Annotated in this window: 24 protein-coding genes and 3 tRNA genes; 7 read left to right on the forward strand and 20 right to left on the reverse strand. The window is 47.2% G+C overall.

The features are described 5' to 3' along the window. Positions 1-572 precede the first annotated feature (572 nt). The 8 genes from KBW69_RS06215 to KBW69_RS06250 all read right to left on the reverse strand — a co-directional run bounded on the left by KBW69_RS06215 (position 573) and on the right by KBW69_RS06250 (position 5,657). Positions 573-648: transfer RNA gene (locus tag KBW69_RS06215), tRNA-Thr, on the reverse strand. 435 nt (positions 649-1,083) lie between these two features. After that, positions 1,084-1,695, reverse strand: coding sequence for a homoserine/homoserine lactone efflux protein (gene rhtB / locus KBW69_RS06220; protein ID WP_257255583.1), 612 nt, complete (start codon positions 1,693-1,695; stop codon positions 1,084-1,086). Positions 1,696-1,748: 53 nt separating this feature from the next. Next, positions 1,749-2,000 carry a hypothetical protein gene (locus KBW69_RS06225; protein ID WP_257255584.1) on the reverse strand — a complete coding sequence of 84 codons (252 nt, stop codon included), beginning with the start codon at positions 1,998-2,000 and terminating at the stop codon, positions 1,749-1,751. Between the two features lie 67 nt (positions 2,001-2,067). After that, on the reverse strand, positions 2,068-3,279 hold the full coding sequence (locus KBW69_RS06230) for an ImmA/IrrE family metallo-endopeptidase (RefSeq protein ID WP_257280313.1): 1,212 nt from the start codon (positions 3,277-3,279) through the stop codon (positions 2,068-2,070). Next, positions 3,276-3,593, reverse strand: coding sequence for a DUF935 family protein (locus tag KBW69_RS06235; protein ID WP_373690675.1), 318 nt, complete (start codon positions 3,591-3,593; stop codon positions 3,276-3,278). Before KBW69_RS06235 ends, KBW69_RS06230 begins: the two co-directional genes overlap by 4 nt. Positions 3,594-3,762: 169 nt before the next feature. Continuing rightward, the gene (locus KBW69_RS06240) at positions 3,763-4,449 is read right to left on the reverse strand and encodes a transposase (protein ID WP_257275254.1); all 687 of its coding nucleotides are present in this window, start codon (positions 4,447-4,449) and stop codon (positions 3,763-3,765) included. A 161-nt stretch (positions 4,450-4,610) separates the two neighbouring features. Beyond that, positions 4,611-5,267: an RING-H2 finger protein gene (locus KBW69_RS06245; RefSeq protein WP_257280314.1), complete on the reverse strand. Its 657-nt coding sequence runs from the start codon at positions 5,265-5,267 to the stop codon at positions 4,611-4,613. A gap of 186 nt (positions 5,268-5,453) precedes the next feature. Then, positions 5,454-5,657 carry a hypothetical protein gene (locus tag KBW69_RS06250; protein ID WP_257254977.1) on the reverse strand — a complete coding sequence of 68 codons (204 nt, stop codon included), beginning with the start codon at positions 5,655-5,657 and terminating at the stop codon, positions 5,454-5,456. 474 nt (positions 5,658-6,131) lie between these two features. Here KBW69_RS06250 and KBW69_RS06255 point away from each other — a divergent pair, with 474 nt between their 5' ends. Further along, positions 6,132-6,572, forward strand: a complete 441-nt coding sequence (locus tag KBW69_RS06255; protein ID WP_257254978.1) for a hypothetical protein — start codon at positions 6,132-6,134, stop codon at positions 6,570-6,572. Between the two features lie 208 nt (positions 6,573-6,780). Here KBW69_RS06255 and KBW69_RS06260 read toward each other — a convergent pair. Beyond that, positions 6,781-6,867: transfer RNA gene (locus KBW69_RS06260), tRNA-Leu, on the reverse strand. Between the two features lie 53 nt (positions 6,868-6,920). Continuing rightward, positions 6,921-7,007: transfer RNA gene (locus KBW69_RS06265), tRNA-Leu, on the reverse strand. Positions 7,008-7,290: 283 nt separating this feature from the next. Here KBW69_RS06265 and KBW69_RS06270 point away from each other — a divergent pair. Further along, positions 7,291-8,337 (forward strand): hypothetical protein, encoded by a 1,047-nt coding sequence (locus tag KBW69_RS06270; protein WP_257254521.1) that lies wholly within the window; start codon positions 7,291-7,293, stop codon positions 8,335-8,337. A 58-nt stretch (positions 8,338-8,395) separates the two neighbouring features. On the opposite strand, the gene KBW69_RS06275 is transcribed toward KBW69_RS06270, so the two are convergent. The 8 genes from KBW69_RS06275 to alc form a co-directional block, all read right to left on the reverse strand. Continuing rightward, positions 8,396-8,671 (reverse strand): HU family DNA-binding protein, encoded by a 276-nt coding sequence (locus tag KBW69_RS06275; protein WP_257254520.1) that lies wholly within the window; start codon positions 8,669-8,671, stop codon positions 8,396-8,398. A 130-nt stretch (positions 8,672-8,801) separates the two neighbouring features. Beyond that, positions 8,802-8,969 (reverse strand): rubredoxin, encoded by a 168-nt coding sequence (locus tag KBW69_RS06280; RefSeq protein ID WP_257254519.1) that lies wholly within the window; start codon positions 8,967-8,969, stop codon positions 8,802-8,804. Between the two features lie 186 nt (positions 8,970-9,155). Beyond that, positions 9,156-10,352, reverse strand: coding sequence for a urate hydroxylase PuuD (locus KBW69_RS06285; protein ID WP_257280315.1), 1,197 nt, complete (start codon positions 10,350-10,352; stop codon positions 9,156-9,158). A gap of 2 nt (positions 10,353-10,354) precedes the next feature. Next, positions 10,355-11,668, reverse strand: coding sequence for a guanine deaminase (gene guaD, locus KBW69_RS06290; protein WP_257274146.1), 1,314 nt, complete (start codon positions 11,666-11,668; stop codon positions 10,355-10,357). After that, positions 11,665-12,183 carry an ureidoglycolate lyase gene (locus KBW69_RS06295; protein ID WP_257254517.1) on the reverse strand — a complete coding sequence of 173 codons (519 nt, stop codon included), beginning with the start codon at positions 12,181-12,183 and terminating at the stop codon, positions 11,665-11,667. Before KBW69_RS06295 ends, guaD begins: the two co-directional genes overlap by 4 nt. A gap of 130 nt (positions 12,184-12,313) precedes the next feature. Further along, entirely contained in the window at positions 12,314-12,652 is a 339-nt protein-coding gene (uraH, locus tag KBW69_RS06300; RefSeq protein WP_257280316.1) for a hydroxyisourate hydrolase, read from the reverse strand. Continuing rightward, positions 12,649-13,185, reverse strand: coding sequence for a 2-oxo-4-hydroxy-4-carboxy-5-ureidoimidazoline decarboxylase (uraD, locus tag KBW69_RS06305; RefSeq protein WP_257254515.1), 537 nt, complete (start codon positions 13,183-13,185; stop codon positions 12,649-12,651). The genes uraH and uraD overlap by 4 nt, the downstream gene beginning before the upstream one ends. Next, on the reverse strand, positions 13,182-14,210 hold the full coding sequence (gene alc / locus KBW69_RS06310) for an allantoicase (protein ID WP_257280317.1): 1,029 nt from the start codon (positions 14,208-14,210) through the stop codon (positions 13,182-13,184). The genes uraD and alc overlap by 4 nt, the downstream gene beginning before the upstream one ends. 218 nt (positions 14,211-14,428) lie before the next feature. On the opposite strand from alc, the gene puuE reads away from it, so the two are divergent. The 4 genes from puuE to KBW69_RS06330 all read left to right on the forward strand — a co-directional run bounded on the left by puuE (position 14,429) and on the right by KBW69_RS06330 (position 17,948). Then, the gene (gene puuE, locus KBW69_RS06315; RefSeq protein WP_257254513.1) at positions 14,429-15,382 is read left to right on the forward strand and encodes an allantoinase PuuE; all 954 of its coding nucleotides are present in this window, start codon (positions 14,429-14,431) and stop codon (positions 15,380-15,382) included. Positions 15,383-15,592: 210 nt separating this feature from the next. Next, positions 15,593-16,102, forward strand: coding sequence for a hypothetical protein (locus tag KBW69_RS06320; protein WP_257280318.1), 510 nt, complete (start codon positions 15,593-15,595; stop codon positions 16,100-16,102). A gap of 550 nt (positions 16,103-16,652) precedes the next feature. After that, positions 16,653-17,489 (forward strand): hypothetical protein, encoded by an 837-nt coding sequence (locus KBW69_RS06325; RefSeq protein ID WP_257253503.1) that lies wholly within the window; start codon positions 16,653-16,655, stop codon positions 17,487-17,489. Between the two features lie 234 nt (positions 17,490-17,723). Next, positions 17,724-17,948: a hypothetical protein gene (locus KBW69_RS06330; RefSeq protein ID WP_257280319.1), complete on the forward strand. Its 225-nt coding sequence runs from the start codon at positions 17,724-17,726 to the stop codon at positions 17,946-17,948. 55 nt (positions 17,949-18,003) lie between these two features. Here the strand turns inward: KBW69_RS06330 and KBW69_RS06335 are convergent, their stop codons facing one another. Further along, complete coding sequence (locus tag KBW69_RS06335) at positions 18,004-19,104, reverse strand: ankyrin repeat domain-containing protein (protein ID WP_257280320.1); 1,101 nt, start codon at positions 19,102-19,104, stop codon at positions 18,004-18,006. A 305-nt stretch (positions 19,105-19,409) separates the two neighbouring features. On the opposite strand from KBW69_RS06335, the gene KBW69_RS06340 reads away from it, so the two are divergent. Beyond that, positions 19,410-20,060, forward strand: coding sequence for an O-methyltransferase (locus KBW69_RS06340; protein ID WP_257280321.1), 651 nt, complete (start codon positions 19,410-19,412; stop codon positions 20,058-20,060). Between the two features lie 72 nt (positions 20,061-20,132). Here the strand turns inward: KBW69_RS06340 and KBW69_RS06345 are convergent, their stop codons facing one another. Further along, complete coding sequence (locus KBW69_RS06345; RefSeq protein ID WP_257253498.1) at positions 20,133-20,894, reverse strand: TlyA family RNA methyltransferase; 762 nt, start codon at positions 20,892-20,894, stop codon at positions 20,133-20,135. Positions 20,895-21,072 lie beyond the last annotated feature (178 nt).

The raw sequence follows: 21,072 nt of genomic DNA on the forward strand, positions 1-21,072 counted from the left end.
CCGCCATAAGTATGTGCTATCTGAATCTCGGTGCGGTTTTTTTTACATTACAACACAGCATTGAATAAACCAATAAACCAACCTCAAGGAAGAACATGATCATTAGTTATATTCAGGGAAGTACGTAAAAGTATTGAATCTATCCGTCGAACCTGGAGTTTCGATTTCATTTGATCGTCTATTCCCTGTCAAATACATACCAAGACGGTTAAAGCTACAAGTTTCAGGAACAGGAGTTATGATCATTTCTGGTGTTTGAGGACATAAAAAGGTGGCGTGCCCTAATCAATAGCATTCCTGCAAGCTTGCAACTGACAATAAGAGATACGGAACGAACAATAATAACGTCCAGACACTCCGGTAAGCAGTCCAATCTGCTGATGATCCACTGACTTCAATTATCCGAAACGGTTATCTGTACGGGCGCAATATCCAAACAGGCATAGGCTCGGTGTCGGTAAATACAGAGGCTGAAAGGCTATGAAAACGGGCTATCTGGAAAATAACCTATGGTAAATTCCAGATAGCAAAAAGCCCGCAGTGTTCACTAACGCTACGGGCTTCGCTGTATATGGTGCCGGCACCAAGAGTCGAACTCGGGACCCACTGATTACAAGTCAGTTGCTCTACCAACTGAGCTATACCGGCAAAGAACGAGGAGCATGATATGTATGAGGGGGTTCTTTGTCAATATCATCCGATACAAAAAACAGACCTTGTGGTCTGCTTTTTGTACGATCATTGTGAATTCTTTTCCTGCTGTGTTTTCCAGAGCTTCCTGCCCTGAAATAAGCATCCTGCTGTTTTGGTCCTGCCTGACCCGTTCAGGCGTCCTGCCCGGTTTGCATCCTGCCTCAATTCACTTCCTGCAACCGGTCTTCCTGACTTCAAAGCTTTCTGCTTTGTCCGCTCCCTGCGGTGTTCGGGTCTTCCTGATATTAACTTCGTCAGCTTAAGTCTTCCTGACTTTGTGAACGTCCTGTTCCCAGCTGACGATTCCTATTATCCATGGCTAAGTATTTTCCGAAACCGGAGGTTTTCCTTTCCCTGTGTGAGACATTGACCATAGTACCATTAGGTTCGTCACCGCTGGCTGGCAGCCAGAAGCCCGCCGCAGGTTATAAACATTGAGCCTAATAATCGGTTTTGCAGCTTCCCATACTTTTTCAGAATCGGCATCAGTTTCAGGGCGAAGCTGGCGTAACCCACCATAACCAGGCTATCAACTATAACCATAGTGATTCCCATAATGAGGTACTGGGGCCAGAGAGTCAGGGTAGGATCTATGAACTGTGGCAGGAAAGCAGCCTGAAAAACAATGGCCTTGGGGTTCGTCAGATTGACCAGAATGGCGCTGGCAAAAGATTTTCTCTGACTGATAGGGTTTTGGTTCTCGACGGAAAACTCATTCGGTGCTTCACGCCATTTCATGATGCCCAGAAAGATCAGGTAAATAGCGCCTGTCCATTTGATCAGGGTGAAGAGTGTCTCCGAGGCTGCAAGGATGGCCCCGAGACCGGCAGCGACGACAATCAAAAATATAATCAGGGCGGCCTGAAGCCCCATGATGGATGGCAGGGTTCTGATCAACCCTGAGCGAATGGCGGTGGCCATGGTATTAACCGCACCGGCACCCGGCGTCACGCTGATAATGATGGTTGCGGCCAGAAAAGCCAGCCAGATATTAAGTTCCATTGAAGATTCCGGATTAGAAAACCAAGTCTTTTAAGTTTTGATCAGACTGTTTTTTAATCGATGAATCGAGTGTGTGCAACAGAAATTAAAAGAAGAGAAAATTTTTGGGCATTTTTTACGAGTCCATTTATTCCTGACAGGGGCGGTGAAAGGCGGGTAAAAGCAGCCGCGTTTTCTTCCACGAGTAGGTCCATCCAGCTGAAGCTGGCTTTCAGTTCTTTGCTCTGAAACTGTCGAAAGGCGGCTTCGGGCTTGGGCGTGAAGTTGTTACTGAGTTCGAAGAAGTTGTAGATGTCGATTGGCATATAAAAGCTCCTGTGATGTTAGGAGCTTGATTGTTTTGATAGGGTTTAATCATTCAGGAATGTTCCGTTATGACCGGAAGTGCTGACGAACCATTTTGTTTCCGATCATATTGGTCAGGATGCTGTAGTTTTTATCCTCGTGACGGATACGCCCAGCAACAATAGCCGGGTTAATCTTTAGCTCTCTTGCTAACGATTTGCAATCACGTTCGCTTTTACTTTGACGCACCTTGGCTTTAGACCAAATGCTCTTTTCAATTAAAGCCTCAGCTGCAGCGCTGTCTGCCTCATGTTCACAATCGTCCTTTTCAGCTGAGTCAGTATCATCAAAAAATGCAGTTGTGTCAGACTTTAAATGCAGTGCGACGTGAGCAAGTTCATGCATCAACGTAAACCAGAAGTTATCCAAGCGATCATACCGCAGAGTCATTCCGATGACGGGATAATCTGATTTACTCATCATAGCTGCACCATCAAGATAAGTTTTACCAAAGTGAGGTTCGATAACTAACTTGACCCCCAGATGTGATAAGAATTCCTGAGCAAGTTTTGGCCCTTGAGCTGACCAACTCAGTCTTGCAAGCTCTTTCATCACTTCTGGTGTAATACTGCCAGGAATGTAAGGGCTGTCAGTTTTCGTTTTTTCTGCCTCTTGTAAAACTTTCACTTGCCAGGCAAGCAAGGCGAACTGATCAACCTCTTTGTCTGAAACATAGTGAGCAGATGTCCGGCAAAGAGCAGGTTCAATATAGCTGGAGTCCACACTCCCTAAAAAACGGCGCAGGTGCTCTTCTGCATAGGTTTTTAATTCATTAATCGAGCCAGAAAAGCCCGGAAAGCAGCCTCTTTTCTTCATCTCTGCCAGTGGGAAATTTTCCCAAATGATGCCATTTGATTCAGGTAAAGAGGCACCTCGCTCCTTAATCAGAACATCCGCAGGTATGCCGAGCCCACTGTGCAGTTTGCGAATCATTGTAAGACTCAGATCACGGTTTCCATTCAGTATCTCGGACACCTTACTGGCAGAACCAAAATAAAGCTTCATATCACTTCGGGCCAGACCCTCTTGCTCCATACGAAACTTAATGGCTTCAATAGGGTCTGGCAGGTTTGCAGGAAACTTTTCTGTTTCGTATTTCTCAATAAGGAGGGCCAATACTTCCAGTTCGTTATCTTCTTTTGATCCTTCTTCCGGACAGCTATCCATTAGGAACATCAGGCGCTCCATGGCATCCGCATGATCTTTTTCTGTCTTAATGACTTTGATCTCAGACATCATTCACCTCCTGAAGTTTTGTTTATTATAATCTGCATGAGTGCCGACCCACTCGATTGCAACGCATTGGCGTTAGGGAAGTTCCATTCTGTGAGCCATTTGATGACTTGCTGGTTAAGGCTCTCACACACCAGGTCTGCATCACTTTTGATAACAGAGCGAGCCACTTCTTGATGGACTTCGGCTTGGCTGTGACTGCTGCCGTCGTCAGTGGTCATTGTCTGGCTGAGAATCACCTTGCTGATGGCTTTGTCCATACGCTGGCACAGCACGTCATAGTCTGCGGTCCCGGATCGAGCCGCCTCGATCAGCTCGATAACGTATAAGCTTTGGCCATGCGTATGCCATGGTCGGCCTTTGCGATTTCTCCAAGAGTTGCTTTCCCTGCCATGACAGTATCCTACTTGGTACGGCTGTTAGTGATATTATATTGCGTGTGCTGTATATCCCCATGTTATGTTGCAGCAAGCAGGATCATCACAAATCTCAGGGAACGGTTTTTAATACCCTGAACTCTCTGCCGTTGAGATCCTGAGCGTGTTTCTTGAACTTCCGTTCTACTTTAGTCAGCTCTTGGTCGAAATAGGCCGCCAGATCCAAGTCAAGATTAACACTGGTTTGAACCATGGCATCCGGGAAGAAATCTCTGACCGATGCCCGGTTACTTTTATATCGAAGGTTGTACTTGTTGAGATCAGGCAAGTTGTATTGGCTGGCGGTATTTTTGACATGAGCCTTGAGTCCACCGGAGTATTTTACCAGCCGGTTTCTTCTGCGCAGGAGGTTTCTGGTAGCACGCATGGTTTCAGGAAATTCATAGGCTATGGGAAAATTGCCTCCCCGCAAGAGTTTGGCAATCTTGTAGGAATCAATTTTATCATTCTTTGCTTTTCCGCCGTGAATCGCTTTCATATAGAGGGCATGACCCAGAACAAAATCAATGCCCTGATGACGACACCAGGTAGAGAGCCGATACCAGCAATGCATGCATTCAACGCCCACGACAATATTGTTCTGACAGGGTTCGATAAAAGCCTGAAGAGCCGATGGATCAGCCGCTATTTTCTGATGAACCAACGTGTCGCCTTGCTGGTCAAGAATACAAACGAAGAGCATTCGGGCATAGAGATCAATACCACAGTAATGAGGATGCAAGTTGGTGTAGAATCTCATTGGGTCTTCTCCTTTTTGGTTTCGTTGCCTACCGGCTTACTCAGTAAGCTGGGGAGAAGGCTCATTAAGTATCAAATGCTTCCAGTTCGTTCCGGGTCTTCGCCCCTCCATCCGACGTGCCTGGTGGCTCGATTTAAGCAGGCGGCATTCTGTAAATAAAACTAGCTGTCGTTGTCTCTATGGCTCTGTCTGAGCCTTGTTCCTGTCTCTGTTGCTGTCTCTGTCTCTGTTGCTGTCTGAGTCTCTGTTGCTGTCTGAGTCTCTGTCTCTATTGCTGTCTGAGTCTCTGTCTTTGCCTCGCTTGCTTTATCCATGAGCGTTTGAAAAACTTCTACTGATTTCCACCGATCTGCTTCGCTTAACTCTGAAAAACGCTGAAAGAACAAATCAGTTAACGTTCTGTATAAACTTCTATCAGTATCATTTTTTGGTGGGTAATCGAGTTGTGATTTTACAAATGGAGCTGCACACGCCAGAAGTTCAGGATCCGCCGGCTCGTTTTGTAGTTTGGCTATCATTCTTGCCTGAAACTCTGGTCTGGAAAGTGCCTGTGAAAGAGGTTCTTGCTCAAAACAAATTCTATGATCTCCTGAACTTGCACCATGGTGTACTCGGGATCGCTGCTTGCAAACCGGGCATAATAGATCACGATTTGATCGTAATGTATCTAAACATCCCTCATGAAAATTATGTCCGCAGCAAAGGGCAGTACTTTGCTGACAGCTGTTAATTTCAAGTTGACAAATTGTACATATGTCAGCGTATCCTGTGCCGATTGTTAAACTTAAGTTGAAAACTAAAAAAATAAACAAGCGCATATACAGCTACACCATTTTGATTTTAATCAAGAGAACAAGCATTAAAAAATTTCCCAAGGAATGCATCTACTTCGCAGTCCCTGAGTTTGTGACTAAGTGCCGCTTTGAGATTTGTACTTTATGTACAGAGGGCATTGTCATGTTCGTACAGATCGGACTTCATCTTAGTCCATCAGTTCACAACCTTCATGACAAATGCTGAATCTTACGCCACTTCGGATAGGGCATCCCCTTAATGTTCTCACCACGTTCCAGAAAAGCCAGAGCCTCCAGAGCTTCGTACTTCTCTTTGAACTTCCCAATGGTGCAGTACCAGGCTCTGAAGTTCATGTCCCTTATCATGAATGCTGAGTCCAGATCCGTGGCCTCTATCAATTCATCAAATGTCATTCTGGTTCAAAAGTCAGGCAGAAATCATCAACATCACAGAATACACTGGTTGTAGACATGGGAGCCTCTGGTTAGCTATCTGAGAGCTTTAACCGAAAGGTAGTTAAATTACAGGGGCTTGATTGTCTTTTTTTTGCATCGAACTCACGTTGGTTACCCAGTAATAGCTGCGTCATGCTGCTCAATAGGAAGGTCAAAGAAGGCTATTTTTTTAAGCGATTATTTTGAAAAAATATTTTGCTTCTGATTTGAGATGCTTTTTCTGGCGGGCTTGTGTTTTCGGAGTAAGTATAAAAGGGTTGAGGCCTATAATAGGGCGGGTCTATATTTTTTAACAGCAATGACCCCCATCCTGATGTGGCTATCAGCCGATGACTACAAACAGGCGGTCTATGGCTGTGTCAGCTGATTTTGTGATAGTCTCGATTGTCTACTATGCTCAACGCTCACGCAACAAACGGTAAAGGTAAATGTATGAGCCTTGAGGCAAGAGTTGAGAAACTTGAGGAGCAACATAGACAGATGGACGCTAACATGCACAGTCTGGCGAGGGTTTGCGCAGACACACAAAACATCACACTGACTAACCAGCGTGATATTGCAGACTTAAAGTCAGATATTGCTGGGGTCAGATCTGAGGTTATCAGGGTTAAATCTGATCTTGCGGCGTTGACACAGGCGACACTTGCAGGTTTCAAGAGGGTTGATGAACGTTTTGAAGAACATGATAAGCGCTTTGACGAACACGATAAGCGCTTTGACAAGGTTGATAAACGCTTTGACGAGCACGATAAACGCTTTGACGAGCACGATAAGCGCTTTGACAAGATTGATAAACGCTTTGACGAACACGATAAGCGCTTTGACAAGATTGAAGATACACTCGTCATCATCGTGAACCATCTCAAAAAATAACCACGTCACCTAATAATAAAATCCAGTGGATTGTCTATGGCAGCCGCTGATTTGCGCGTTTCTTTTCTGGGGGGACTGGTCTTGCGGGCGAAGAGCGTTTGCCTTTGCCGGGGTTCGAGATAACAAAAAGGAAGAGAGATTAAAGATAATACCACCGGGCAACTGTCCGGCTTTCTTACTACGAATCACATGACAAAATTTTGAGGGTTGGTGCCCAGGAGAAGACTCGAACTTCCACGCCCTTTCGGACACTAGCACCTGAAGCTAGCGCGTCTACCAATTCCGCCACCTGGGCCTATCACTTATATTGTACGGACTTTGTGTCCGGCCCAATCACTATTGAATGATTGGTGCCCAGGAGAAGACTCGAACTTCCACGCCCTTTCGGACACTAGCACCTGAAGCTAGCGCGTCTACCAATTCCGCCACCTGGGCCCTGCGATCAGCAATGTGCTGCTCAACAAGTGCGGCGAATATTAGGGATATAAGGCAAAAGTGTCAACACCCAGTAGAAAATTAAGGGTTCGGAAAATACGCTATATTGCTTAAAAATGAAAGGCTTACCCAGATCTGGCGGACGTTGAACACGCGTTCTGGGCGTATTGAACAATGATGGCAACTGAATGGTTTTTTGGTGCACACTCAGAATGATAGGGGCTACTCATCATAATGCATTAAAAGACACATCAGATTCTACAGGTTATCTCAGGGAGACATTATGAAAGTGAATGGAAGACAGTTCCGTTTTCTGCAAGAAACACTCAAGAGCTGGTCCCGGGATGGTCTTCTGGATGAAGGCAAAAAAGAAGCCCTGCTGAACTCTCTGGATGTGCAATCCTTTCAATGGCGCATCCTGGCCCAGTACGCTTGCTGGGCGGCGCTATTTTCCATGGTGCTATCACTGTTAGCAGTGGTTACGGATAAGGCTCTGATTGCATGGCTGGAGCGTTTATTTACTCTTCAGGACGGCACCCGAAGCTTGTTTTTCGCTGCATTGTCGGTTGGCATTTATCTGTTTGGCGGTTGGTTCAAGTCACGCCAGACAGGCCGTGTGTTTAGTCAGGAGCTTATTTTTTTCCTGGGCGCTATATCGACAGCGGCTTCCATTTACTACCTGTACAAGGTCTTTTATACAGTTAATGGTCACTATTCGCTGTTATTGCTTCTTGGAGCTGCGATTTATCTGTTAGTCGCGATAGTGCTGGAATCACTGTTGCTCTGGGTATTGGGATTACTGGTATTGGCTTGCTGGTTTTTTTTCGAAACGATTTACTGGACTAGTGATGGTAATCTGCCGCTTTTCGGGAAGAGCTTTCCAGTGCAATTTCTTGTCTTCAGTTTGGTGGTTCTTTTGCTGGGCTACGGCCTGCCAGTCTTTAAACGGACCAGAGCCTTTTTTGATGCGACTCAGTTTTTCTCGTTAACGATACTCTTCGGGTGTTTGTGGGTTTTGTCCATGATAGGTGATTATGACTATACATCTGAGCCCTTCAGTGCGTCACAAATGGAGCTTTGGTTATGGCGACTGGCCATGCTGGCAGCGTCATGTTTGGCTATTTTTGTTGGTTTTCGCAGAGATGACTCTATTCTAAGAATCCTGGGAGTCGGCTTTCTGTTGTTGAATCTGTATACCCTGTTCTTTCAATATGGCTGGGACACAATGCACAAAGCACTGTTCTACGCATTGCTGGCGCTTAGTTTCTGGTTGCTGGGAAGATACTCGGAATGGCTGTGGCTGGGACTGGCAGGAAAGAGGAAGTTTTAAATAAATGAGGTCGTTCTGTTAGCAGAACAACCTCGGGAACTCGAGGGTTTAGCAGGTATCAGCTGTTAACGGCTTCTTTCAGGGATTTACCTGGCTTGAAGGCTACTGTATTGCTGGCAGCGATTTCTATCGGCTCACCGGTTTGTGGGTTTTTGCCTGTGCGTGCGGCTCTGCTGCGTTGCAGGAATGTACCAAAGCCCACAAGACTGACAGTGTCTTCTTCTTTCAGAGCGGAGGTAATGACCTCGATCAAGGCATTGAGTGCCTGGTTGGCTTGTTCTTTTGTCAGATCTGCCTGATCGGCAATAGCGTTGACGAGTTCTGGTTTACGCATGATGTCATGCACTCCTTCTTTTTTTTTTTCTTCCGATGGATAAGCGGTCACCAACAGACTAAAACACTGTAGAGGTGAGAGCAATAGCCTTTCTCGCGAAAAAACCGGGAATCTGTTTATTTCGACAAAATTAGCCGATTTTGACCATTTCAAAGTCCTCTTTGCCGACACCGCAGTCAGGACAGTGCCAGTCTTCTGGAACATCTTCCCAGCGAGTACCTGGCTCAATCCCCTCATCAGGCCAACCTTGTTCCTCGTCATAGATAAAACCGCAAACAATACACTGCCATTTTTTCATGTATGTCTCCAAAGGATCTTAGCCATTTAAAAGTCAGTGACGACAGTCTCAATTTTATACAACGAAAGCCAGTCGGGGAGGAAAAAGGGTTTGAAAAAACGCACTGGAACAACAGTAATATATCGGGCTCTGCCTCTGGCAGGGCCCGATCCTCGATCAGTTCATGGAAGCTTTGATCGACTTGTCCTATTCAGATTTCAGCTGATGATACCACTGCCCCAGAATCTGGCGTTCTTCTTCAGTCATCTCGGTGCGGTTTGCCAGAGGCATGACTTGTGTCTGAACGGCCTGACTATAGATCTTGTCCGCTTTGCTAGCTATGGAATCATAATCATCAAAGATCAAGCCGCCCGGCGCTGCCTGAAAGAGAGGGTCGGTTGGCTTGGCCCCATGACAGGTAGAACAGCGACTGGTGACAATCTCGACAATTTCCTTTTCGTCAAAAGCGGGTGCTTTTGCAACCCCCGACATTGGCGCTGTCTGTGGCCGGATGACAAAAGCCAGGCTCAACATCACTACGGCAGCGGCAGGCCATAGCCAGGTTAATACAGTACCCTGGTTGCGACGGTTAAAGAAGTGTCGGATCAGAATCGCAGCCAGTGACACGGCAGCAAGAATCGCCCAGCTCAAGTCATGACCATAAGTCATCGGGTAATGGCCACTGATCATGATAAACAACAGTGGCAGGGTGAAGTAGTTGTTGTGCCTTGAGCGTAGCAATGCATGTCGGGCAATGGCCGGATCAAAGCTGCTGTCACCGCTCTGGGCTGCATCCACCAGCTTCCTCTGGGACGGGATGATAATCTGGAAGACATTACCCACCATCAGGGTGCCAATCAGTGCACCTACGTGGATATAAGCTGCTCTGTCGCTGAACAGTTGAGTGTATCCCCAGGCTGCAATAACAATCAGTCCAAAGAGTACCGCACTGAACAGTTTCTCATTGGAAAACAATGGAGTCCGACAAAGTAAATCGTATACCAGCCAGCTCACGAACAGGCTGAATGCACTGATTGCGATGGCTGAGGCCGGTGACAGTGGAGAGTCTGACGCAAGCAGATAACTTTCTGCGCCCCAGTAGTAAATAATGGCCAGCAGGGCAAAGCCACTCAGCCAGGTGACATAGGCTTCCCATTTAAACCAGTGCAGGGTTTCCGGCATTTTCTCCGGTGCCAGGTGGTATTTGTTCACTTCATAGAAGCCACCACCGTGCACAGCCCATAACTCCCCTTTAATGCCTTTTTTCTGTTTTGCCTGAGGGGCGTTTTCCAGTCGCCCTTCCAGCCAGTTGAAGTAAAAGGAGGCACCGATCCAGGCAATACCTGCCGTGACGTGCAACCATCGAAAAATCAGGTTCAACCAGTCTTGTATATAGGATTCCATACTCAGTTTCTTCCTCGGGTTTCCTGACCCATGATGATGGCTTTTTCAATGACCCGGTCGTCACCCATCACCATGAGAACACCCAGCAACTCTTCCAGTGTTTTTGTTTTTTCTGTTCTGAATTTCAACAAAGGTGTGGCTTCGGGGTTAAGCACCAGAAAGTCTGCCTCGTTGCCGATCTTGAAACTGCCGATGCGGTCGTCGAGATGCAGGGCTCTGGCCCCCCCCAGCGTGGCCAGGTAGAAAGCTTGAAGAGGAGATATCGTATTCTCACTCAACTGAGATACCTGATAAGCGTCTTTCATCGTGTTCAGCAGACAAAGACTGGTGCCACCACCCACGTCTGTACCCAGCCCGACACGAATATTCTTGTTTTGTGCGTTAGAGAAACTGAATAAACCGCTGCCCAGAAAAAGGTTGGAGCCCGGACAGCAGGCAATGGATGAGTCGCTTTCGGCCATTCGGTCCCAACTTTGCTCGCACAGATGGATGGAGTGGGCAAAGACCGATCGTGAGCCCAGCAGACCATGCTGGTCATAAACATCCAGATAATGTTTGCTGTCAGGAAACAGTTCCTGAACCCATGCTATTTCTTTGGGGTTTTCAGACAGATGGGTATGCAGGTAAAGGCCTTCATGTTCTCTGAGCAGTCTTCCGGCCAGGGTGAGCTGCTCGGAAGAAGAGGTCGGAGCAAAGCGGGGAGTGACGGCATAGGACAATCGGCCTTTGTTGTGCCAGCGATTGATCAGTTTTTTTGAGTCTTCATAACTGCTTTGTGGGGTGTCCAGCAGATAGTCCGGCGCGTTGCGGTCCATCATGACCTTGCCGCCAATCATACGCATATTGCGCTTGTGCGCAGCTTCAAAGAAAGCATCTACCGATTGAGGCGCCACTGTGCCGAACACCAGTGCTGTAGTGGTTCCATTGTTCAGGCATTGATCCAGAAACAATTCTGCAATGTCTCTGGCGTATTCAGGATCTGAAAAGCGGGCTTCAGCAGGAAAAGTATACTGTTCCAGCCAGTCCAGCAGTTGTACTCCGCAGCCTGCCATGACTTCCAGTTGGGGGTAATGCACATGCGTGTCTATAAATCCTGGAACTATCAGCTTGCCAGAGAGGTCTCTGATTTCACAGCCTTCCGGCAGCTGTTTCAATAACGTTTCGGCAGGGCCGCAGGCCTTGATACAACCTGACTCAACCAGTAATCCACCGTCGTCAAAGTATTCCCAGCTTTGTGCTCCCTTATCGGGATCATCCAGAAAGTGGAGTACGCAAGCGCGCCAGAAAACAGGAGGTGTATTGACAGTGCTCGTCATAGCGGGTCTCCCACGGTCAGAGAAAGGTGGGTCGGGATTAGAACCTCGTCACAGTTGTGTCCCGGCCCGGCCCGGTCAACCACCAGATAGGAGATTCCGTTACCGGCTGAGAGTAGCGGATGATGCCAGGTGCCCGGATGGTAATTAATACCTTGAGAGCCATCAGCTGCAAAGCAGCGAATATGATCAAAATCCGGCTCCAGATGGTTGTCAGGGGCGACAACTATCAAAAATGGCTGTTTCTCCAGAGGCATAAAGGTTTGGCTGCCCAGAGGATGACGTTCCAGTAAGTCCAGTCGGTAGGGCTGTTTGATGGCTTGCGTGTGGTAAATGTGAATGGCCACCTCACCTTCGGCATCGGTTTGAACCCGGGTGAGGTCGTTGAACTTACGACAGCGGCCCTGATTGATGATCATGGCGTCACCACAGGCTTCGATCACATCGCCGAAAGGCTTGAAAGCTTCAGCAGACAGGGGCTCTACAGGGAGAGCCCGGGTGGTTAACGTGGTTGGCATAGGCCAATGCCTCTTGGTCTTTATTTTTGTTAGCTCAGGGCTTTTTTTCTCAGCTCAGGGCTTTTTTTCTCAGCTCAGGGCTGTGTAACATTAGTTATGTTTGACAATTATTTTCGTCAAAGAGTGAGAATCAACTCCCTCTGTAAGTCGAATAACCAAAGGGAGAAATCAGCAATGGCACATGGTGATGACGATGATCATTGACTTCAAAAATGACCGAGACTTCCGGATAAAAGCATTTCTGCTCCAGCCGGTTAAAGTAATTCTGAATCGCAAAGTCCAGCTTATAAATGCCTTCAGGAAGGTTTACTTCGTCCGTTGCCAGACTGTTTATTCGTCCGTCATTGTCTGTTGTGCCCTGCCCTACCGCTATCCAGCTGTCTTCAACCTGTTTGTAGAGACTGACAGGAACCTGATCGGCAGGGTGGCCAAGAGCCGTGTCGAGGATATGAGTGCTGATCCCGGTCATAAAATCACTCCTTCTGTGGACAAAGAGGTGCTGTCGAGCATTTTGCGCAGGCGGATACTGGTTATTTTATGCTGTTCTGCCGCTGCCATGGAAAGTTCATCCTCCGGCTCGTTACTCAAGCGTTCCTTAAGCAGCGTCAGCATCTCGCCGGCACTTTTGCCGGTGGCGCAGACAATGAAGATATAGCCAAACTGTCGCTCATACTTTTCATTGCCTTCAGCCAGTGCCAGCAGGGTTTGTTCATTGGCCTCATCGACGCCAGCCTGCTCATGGCCTGCCATGGTTTGAGTGTTACGGTATTTCTCTTTCAGGCTGCTGATATCACCGATTTTCGGGTGAGCATCAAACGCTTCCAGATAATCGGGTTTCTGGCAATGAGACCACACGGCATCGGCAGCAATCAGCAGGCTTTCAATATTGGCGAAGGGTCTTGCAGCCACCATGCACTCAACCCAGTGACTGCTGGCACAACATTGGCGGAAGGTTTCTGTTGCCCGTTCTTCGCTCAGCGTGTTCAGATCGTTCAATGTCATTTTGCCGACTCCGGCTGACCAATGACTCTCAATCTCGATACCCCACCATCAGGGAAAATATTCAGCCGGACATGAGTATAGATTTCCTGAGTATTTTTCAGATTCTCTACAAAAGAGTGATTTCGGTGGGCATGAAGTTTCTGTTCGCTGAGGATTGGGTGCCAGTCCGTCTTGTCATCGGGTACTTCTCCCTCAAAATAACAGCCTTCCAGGCTACCTCTGTCTGGATAGTTCCCTTTGAAGTGCAGGGTATCAATTTCAACCCGGCCAACTTTACCGGGCGAAGCCAGTCTGATGACCATCCAGTCGTGACCGCCAGTGCGTCTTCTGCGGGTTTCCCAGCCATCATGCATATCGGCACCGCGACCCGGACGAAGCAGATTTTGCATTGGGCTGAAGAAAGCATCTGAGCAGCTGACAGGGCGAGCACCGTTCATCAGAGCCGATAGATCAACGGGCTCGTTGGGGAGAAGGTGTTGAGTGTTAAACAGGATTTTTCCATAGACTCTCAGACGGGCAACGCCGCCATCGGGGAAAATGGTCAGGCGAATATGAGTGGCTTCAACAGGCTGATCCAGACGAATCAGGTTGCGATGATCGGCTTCAACCGCCATTCTGGCGCTCATAGTCTGCCACTGGCTTTGCTCGTCGGGATCTGACTCGCTGGCAATGTATTCCAACTGAACGGCCCCGGGTGCATTACCTTTAAAGTGACGGGTATCAACTTCGACCCCTTCCACCATGCCCGGGGTCGCCAGTCTGACGATGACCCAATCATGATCGCCAGTGCGGCGCCGGCGGGATTCCCAGCCATCCATCCATTTACCGTAAGCCGTATATTTCTCCGGGAGAAAAACCGGCTCAGAGTCCAGCAGCAGGTTGTCTTTTTCAGCAAAGAAGTCATCGCTTGCAGACAGTACATCACCACCCAGGGCGCGGGCGGCCAGGTCGACTTTTGTCTGTCGCCACAGTATGGCTTCGTCTGAGCCATCAGCCCCTATAGAGCCATCAGCCATTTTTTTCATAGCATATCCTGATTTTTTGTTGGTTTTATTGGAATTTTATTATCCCCAAGATCAAGGGGGTATTTTTCTCTGAGTTCTGACAAAATGTATCTTGTGATTTTTGTGAACCTGCCAACAAAATGTTGACCAAATAGTCAGACTTTGGGAGTTTATGCCATAGATACTACGGGTCAATCAATATATTGATTTAAACACAGAAAAATAAGTCGGAGTCTGCCATGAATCACAGTGATAACAGCTACCCCAGAGACTTAACAGGGTATGGAAAGACCCCTCCTCACCCGCAATGGCCCGGGCAGTCGCGAATCGCTGTTCAGTTTGTCATTAATTATGAGGAAGGTGGTGAGAATTCTGTGCTTCATGGTGACAAGGGCTCAGAAGCTTTCCTTTCCGAAATTATTGGTGCTCAGTCGTATGAAGGGATGCGCCATATCAGTATGGAGTCTATCTATGACTACGGGGCCAGAGCTGGCTTCTGGCGGCTGCATCGTATCTTCACCCAGAGAAACATTCCTGTGACGGTTTATGCCGTAGCCATGGCTATGCAGCGCAACCCAAAGGTTGTTGAGGCTATGCTGAATGCTGACTGGGAGATAGCCAGTCATGGTTATCGCTGGATTGATTATCAGTTTCACGATCTTGATGAAGAGCGTGAGCATATGCAGAAGGCCATACAAATACACACAGAAATGACCGGCCATAGCCCCTCGGGCTGGTACACAGGTCGCTGCAGTCCCCAGACCGAGCAGCTGGTGGCAGAAGAGGGAAGCTTTCTTTACCATGCCGACAGTTATGCAGACGATCTGCCCTATTGGGATACCCGATTTAACCAGCCGCAGCTAGTCGTACCTTATACACTGGACTGCAATGATATGCGTTTTGCCACTGCTCAGGGTTTTAACTCTGGCGATCAGTTTTTCAGTTATCTGAAAGATGCGTTTGATGTGCTCTATGATGAGGGTGCCGATCAGCCAAAGATGATGTCAGTAGGTTTGCATTGTCGTCTGGTTGGCAGACCGGGTCGCGCGGCTGCGCTGATGCGTTTTCTGGATTATGTGCAGTCGAAGGAAAAAGTATGGCTATGCACCAGGGAGCAGATTGCCCGCCACTGGCATGAACATCACCCCTGCAATGAGGTGGATGCCAGCAAGCGTCCAAAAGCTTTCAGCTGATCAGGGACAGAACTTCTGGTAGCTGAGGCCAGCAACGAATCGTCAATCTCTTGCTGTTTAAGCTCTCCCTAATTGCTCCTGGAGCATTGGTTTAGTCAGAATGCAGTGATATACGGCTTTGCCCGGTTCCTATTTTTACCCATATTTCTACTTCACTGCTTTATCGTGTCTGCTATGCTGTTCTTCTCGTTAATTTTTAGGGAGTACAGCATGAGCTTGAGTGCTGAACAAACGCCGGAAACAGAGCTTGACCATATTCGAGACACCTTGACGGGTATTGTCAGCTATGCCAGCAAAACCCGTGCTGAAATGCACCGGAGGTTTGACCAACAAGAAAAACGCTTTGACGAACAAGAAAAGCGCTTTGAAGAACGCTTTGACCAACAAGAAAAACGCTTTGACGAACAAGAAAAGCGCTTTGAAGAACGCTTTGACCAACAAGAAAAACGCTTTGACGAACAAGAAAAGCGCTTTGAAGAACGCTTTGACCAACAAGAAAAACGCTTTGACGAACAAGAGAAGCGCTTTGAAGTACGCTTTGACCAACAAGAAAAACGCTTTGACGAACAAGAAAAGCGCTTTGACGAACGCTTTGACCAACAAGAAAAACGTTTAGACCAGCAGGAAAAACGCTTTGAAAAACGCTTTGATTGTCAAGATAAAGAGATTGCGGAAATCAAAGAAACCTTAAAGCTCATCCTGTCCAGACTGCCCAGCTAAACGCCGCATACCAAATGGTTCCAAAGGATTGCCTCGACGGTCAGCCTTTGGACCAAAGGGGTCTATGATCCTGTGAATTTGGCGTGCATGTATCATCGTCTGCGGTTGTGCTGGAAATGCAGAATTCACCGAGTCGGCACTTAGCATTATTAAACGGACAGTAGATTCTGCCCCAAGCGTGTGAGCAACCGACTTCAATACGCCAGCCTTTGCTTTCTAAGTATTTCAATGCTGCTTCTATTTTTTTGTTCGGATGCTTTTTTCTTGGCATGGTTTGATCCTGGTTAACTTGGCGGTGATCCTTCAGGTTGTCATATTTATTCAAAGGCAAGCCGAACAGTCTGGTATAAAATCTCACTCTCGCCATTCAAGGGAGTGAATATTATTTATCTGCTCTGTCAGTGCTTTGAGTTTTTATACAGGCTCAACACCTGCTTCAAGACTGCGTCGAAAATATTCCGGATGGGGCCGAAGCTATGGAACGGGCAGAAGGCATTTGTTATGCCTATACTATCGATCCAGCATATAGTATTTAAAACTGAATATTGGAATGATTACTAAACTTGTTGCTCTATTACTTCTGGCGGTTACCTCTAAAATTTTTGCTCAACCTGATGGCTGTCTTGAACAAAACGCTTCAGATTTACAAAAAGCTGGGGCAACGTGTCATCACATGTCCGTGGAAACTGCAGAGGCATTAGTATGTATAAAAATTGATAGATCTAAAAAAAGAGACAAGACTTTTACTGGGTTACTTCAGGATGGTTTTGAGAAGAGAACGGTATTAAAGTATCTTCCATTTGAAATAAAAGATGAACTTTTTAACTGCATCAATGGGAATGAAAGGGATAATGATTTAGCAAAGAAAATGGGTGAAAATACGCTGGGAAAGATGATATCTTTTAACATTAAAACACATAATGGCAATCACGATTACAAACCTTCAAATTTATGGCAGGAACGATTCATAAAATGTATAAATCAAGGATTACAAAATATTTTTGATAATTTCCCCCCAGAGTTAGGAAATCGTTTGCCAGGAAATAAAACTTTTAGCGATTATTATAAAGGTGTAAAAACGCCAACAACCTGCTTTCAATTCGTGAATTTAATGGAGGTTAATTCACAATCATACCATGACGAACTTTACCTTCAACTTACAGCTCTGGAAAACTCAGACATAAAGGATCATTTCATTACTATTGCAATTTTAAACAATAACAAACTTGTTCATACATTCATTCATATTGGAGATAATGTTTGTATAAGTAAAATAGGAGGTAGTAGTATTTATTTTCATACTGTTGAAGATATATTAAGTCATTACCAAGAGTATTATAAAACCCCTTTGAGTTTAGCGATTGCAAATATAAAAACTTTACAGTAGCCGTATGGTAAATAGTGCCTGCCCGAAAACCCACAAATAATCCGGTTCAGCAGACAACAACCAAAATTTTTTGATTAAAATTCAGTCCACACATTTGTGGGTGCTACTTTTTGGTTGATTTATGATTATTTATAGTGTGTAGAATTCACTTCTATCATTTAAATTTTTGCATTCTTCATCCATGATTACGGGCGACCTCGTTCCATACCTGCTAACTGATTGAATAGAGGAGCAATGTCATGTAACTCTGAGTCCGGGAACACCTGGAAGTTGTTTTTACCGGATAGTAGAATGCCTCTCTTTTGCTCCCTTCCTTTCCTTGACCTCGGTAAGGGCTTTCACTCAGTTGGTATAGCCCAACTTGGTTGCGATGGACAGCGAGGTGGCGCCATCCAAAGTCGTGGCGGCGTTGAGATCTGCCCCGGCGTGGATCAGGATTTACGGGCAATCGGTATTTGATTAAACAATCAGCCCTCTCAAAAGCTCAGAAGATGGAAACTCCTCAAAGCCGTGTTTAAAGGATAACGCAGTCCCCTTCATTTGTTCTCTTCGCTGCCTTGGCCCTGATAAGGGCCTCTGCGCAGTCGTGGTTGTCCATCTCGATTGCGATGGACAGCGGGGTGGCGCCATCCCTGGTTCTGGCCGCGTTGCGATCCGCCCCGGCTTCGATCAGGAGTTTTACGCAGCCGGATCTATTTTCCTGGGCAGCGAGGAACAGCGGGGTGGTACCATCCGGCAAGACGGCGTTGAGATCTGCCCCATGTTTGATCAGGAGTTTCACGGAACCTTCACCGCCCCTACAGGCTGCAATGTGTAGCAGCGTGTTGCCATCCCTGTGCCGGCTGTTGAGGTCTGCCCCGTCTTTGATCAAGAGTTCCATGCACTTGACATAGCCTTTCGAAACAGCGAGGAACAGCGGGGTAACGCCATCCGGCATCTTGGGGATGTTGCGATCTGCCCCTTTCTTGAGCAGGAGTTTCACGCAGTCGATTTTGCTCTGCTGGGCAGCAAAGTACAGTGGGGTGGCGCCCATCCGGGTTCGGGCGTTGATATTCGCCCCAGCCTTGAGCAGGCGTTCCACGCAGTGGGTCTTGCCCATCTGGGCAGCCATCATCAGCGCAGTGACCCAGTCCTCAGTCCGAGCGATATTGACGTCCGCCCCGGCCTTGATCAGGCGGTCAACGATCACCGGATCCCCCTCATTGGATGCCAACATTAAGGGAGTATCCTTATGCATGACGGCATTGACATTGACTCCTTCTGCCAGCGCCCCAAAGACCTGTTCCCGATCCCCGTTTACACAGGCATGATAAAACCTCATAGTGGGGAAAAATTTAACCTGGTGAGATTCACCAGTGTTCAAATTCGTCACAGGGAACGGGTCTTGCCGACAATACGAGCACTCGCGGCGATCTATGGCTACGTTAAGAAATAGCTGCGTCATACAGTCCGAATGGTAGCCGTGACCACATTGGGTTCGCAATTCAGTTTTGACGTCCACAGCCGCCACAGCGCGACCATGGAATTTTTCCAAACAAATAGGACATTCATCGTTTATCGACGTTACGTCAGGTCCGGGCCCCTTGGGGAAAGGGGAGTCAGCAATGGCATCCACAAGTAAAACCTCCTTGTTATTTTATTCAATGAGTTATACGAATGAGTTTTAGACACAAAAAAAGTACGATAATTCAGTTTTATGGCTAATAAATTTGCTGTGACTTAATAATCACGATCAAAAACTCAGACGATGGGAACACCTGAAAGCCCTGTTTACTGGATAACACTCCGACTTTCTTTTGTTCCCTTCCTTACATGATCAGCATTAAGAGGTTCTCTTGATCCCTGACTGCTGATATAAAATGGAAGGTATCAAACCTGAGGCTCCGTGCTTGCTAACTGATTGAATAGGGGGGCAGCATCATGTCCAGAACCACTCTGACCATATCACCTGAAATTGCTGCTTACCTTACTGATGCGGGTATGCGTGATCATCCCGTATTGAGTGAGCTGCGAGCACGGATGGCAGACTTTACCGAAGGCTACATGCAGATTTCGCCTGAGCAGGGCGCTTTCATGCAAATGCTGGTCAAGATCAGTGGTGCAAGAAAGGGAATAGAGATCGGCACTTTCACTGGTTACAGTGCTTTGGCGACAGTATTGGCCATGCCAGAAGACGGACACCTGACTTGTCTGGATGTTTCTGAGGAATGGACAAATATTGCCAGAGAGCACTGGCAGAAAGGAGGTGTGTCAGAGAAAATAACCTTGAAAATTCAGCCTGCTCTGGACAGCCTTTCCGAAATGGCAGATCAGGAGGGTTCATTCGACTGGGTGTTCATCGATGCTGACAAAGAAAATTATCTGAACTACTACCAGCGTAGTATTGAGTTACTGAAATCCGGTGGGCTGGTTTTGGTGGACAACGCTCTCTGGGGTGGCACGGTCTTAAATCCTCAGGATGCAGAAGCCAGAGCCATTGATGAATGCAACCGTTTTATTCAACAGGATAACAGGGTAGATATGGTCTTACTGCCCGTGAGCGACGGATTGATGATCGCTCGCAAACGATAACTTTTCAGCGTGATGGCGCTTTGGAGCATGGGGACCAGAATTTTGTAACAGCCTCTTAGGGCGGGGAATACGTCAGGACGTTTTTCTGGCAATTATCAGAAACTCCCGGTTTCCATCACCCCCTTTAATCGGACTGTCAAAATACTGGGTTGTTTTCAGACCCTGCTCTTCGAGACAGTTGCGAATAGACGACTCGACTTCAGGATAAAGGCTTTCATCCCGAACAATGCCGCCTTTGCCAAGGCCGGCTTTTCCCACTTCAAATTGCGGTTTGACCAGGCTGATCAAAAAACCTTCCTTTTTAATCAGGGTGGCCAGCGAAGGAATAATCCTGGTCTGGGAAATAAAAGAAACATCCATCACCGCCAGATCAAACCCGGCTCGACCTGCGGTATGCTCTAACAGCTCCGGGCTCAGTTGGCGGGCATTAATACCTTCCAGACAGACTACCCGCGGTTCCTTTCGCAATTTCTCTGCCAGTTGATCATGTCCTACTTCAATACCGACCACTTTTGCAGCGCCTGACTGCAAGGCACAGTCAGTAAAACCTCCTGTTGACTGGCCTATATCAATTACGGTCATTCCCGAAATATCAAGACCCACTCTCGCCAAAGCACTGGCCAGCTTGAGGCCACCACGGGAAACAAATCGGTCCGACTCATCCAGAGCGACCTTTAGCTCTGCGTCTCCGGTCAATTTCTCGCTGGGTTTCTTTATGGCCTGCCAGTTGCCGGAATGCAACACTTTCACCTTTCCTTCAGCAATAAACTTTTGAGCCTGGGTGCGAGAAGCAGCAAGGGCTTTGTCTACCAGCAGGCGATCTACTCTTTCCATTTTGATAACCGCATTGGGAAATAGGGAGAGTATAAGTACCTGTTAACATGAAATCATATTTTCTTGCTTATTCTGCGCCCACCTTTTAGCGAAACTCGCGAAAATCTCCAACATAGAGCGCCAGATTCTCCATCGTTTTCGCGCAGTGAACAGGGTGGAGTGGGTCGGGTCGCAATAT

Origin of the sequence: Endozoicomonas sp. ISHI1 (genome assembly GCF_024606225.1) — a bacterium.
Classification (GTDB): Bacteria; Pseudomonadota; Gammaproteobacteria; order Pseudomonadales; family Endozoicomonadaceae; genus Endozoicomonas_A.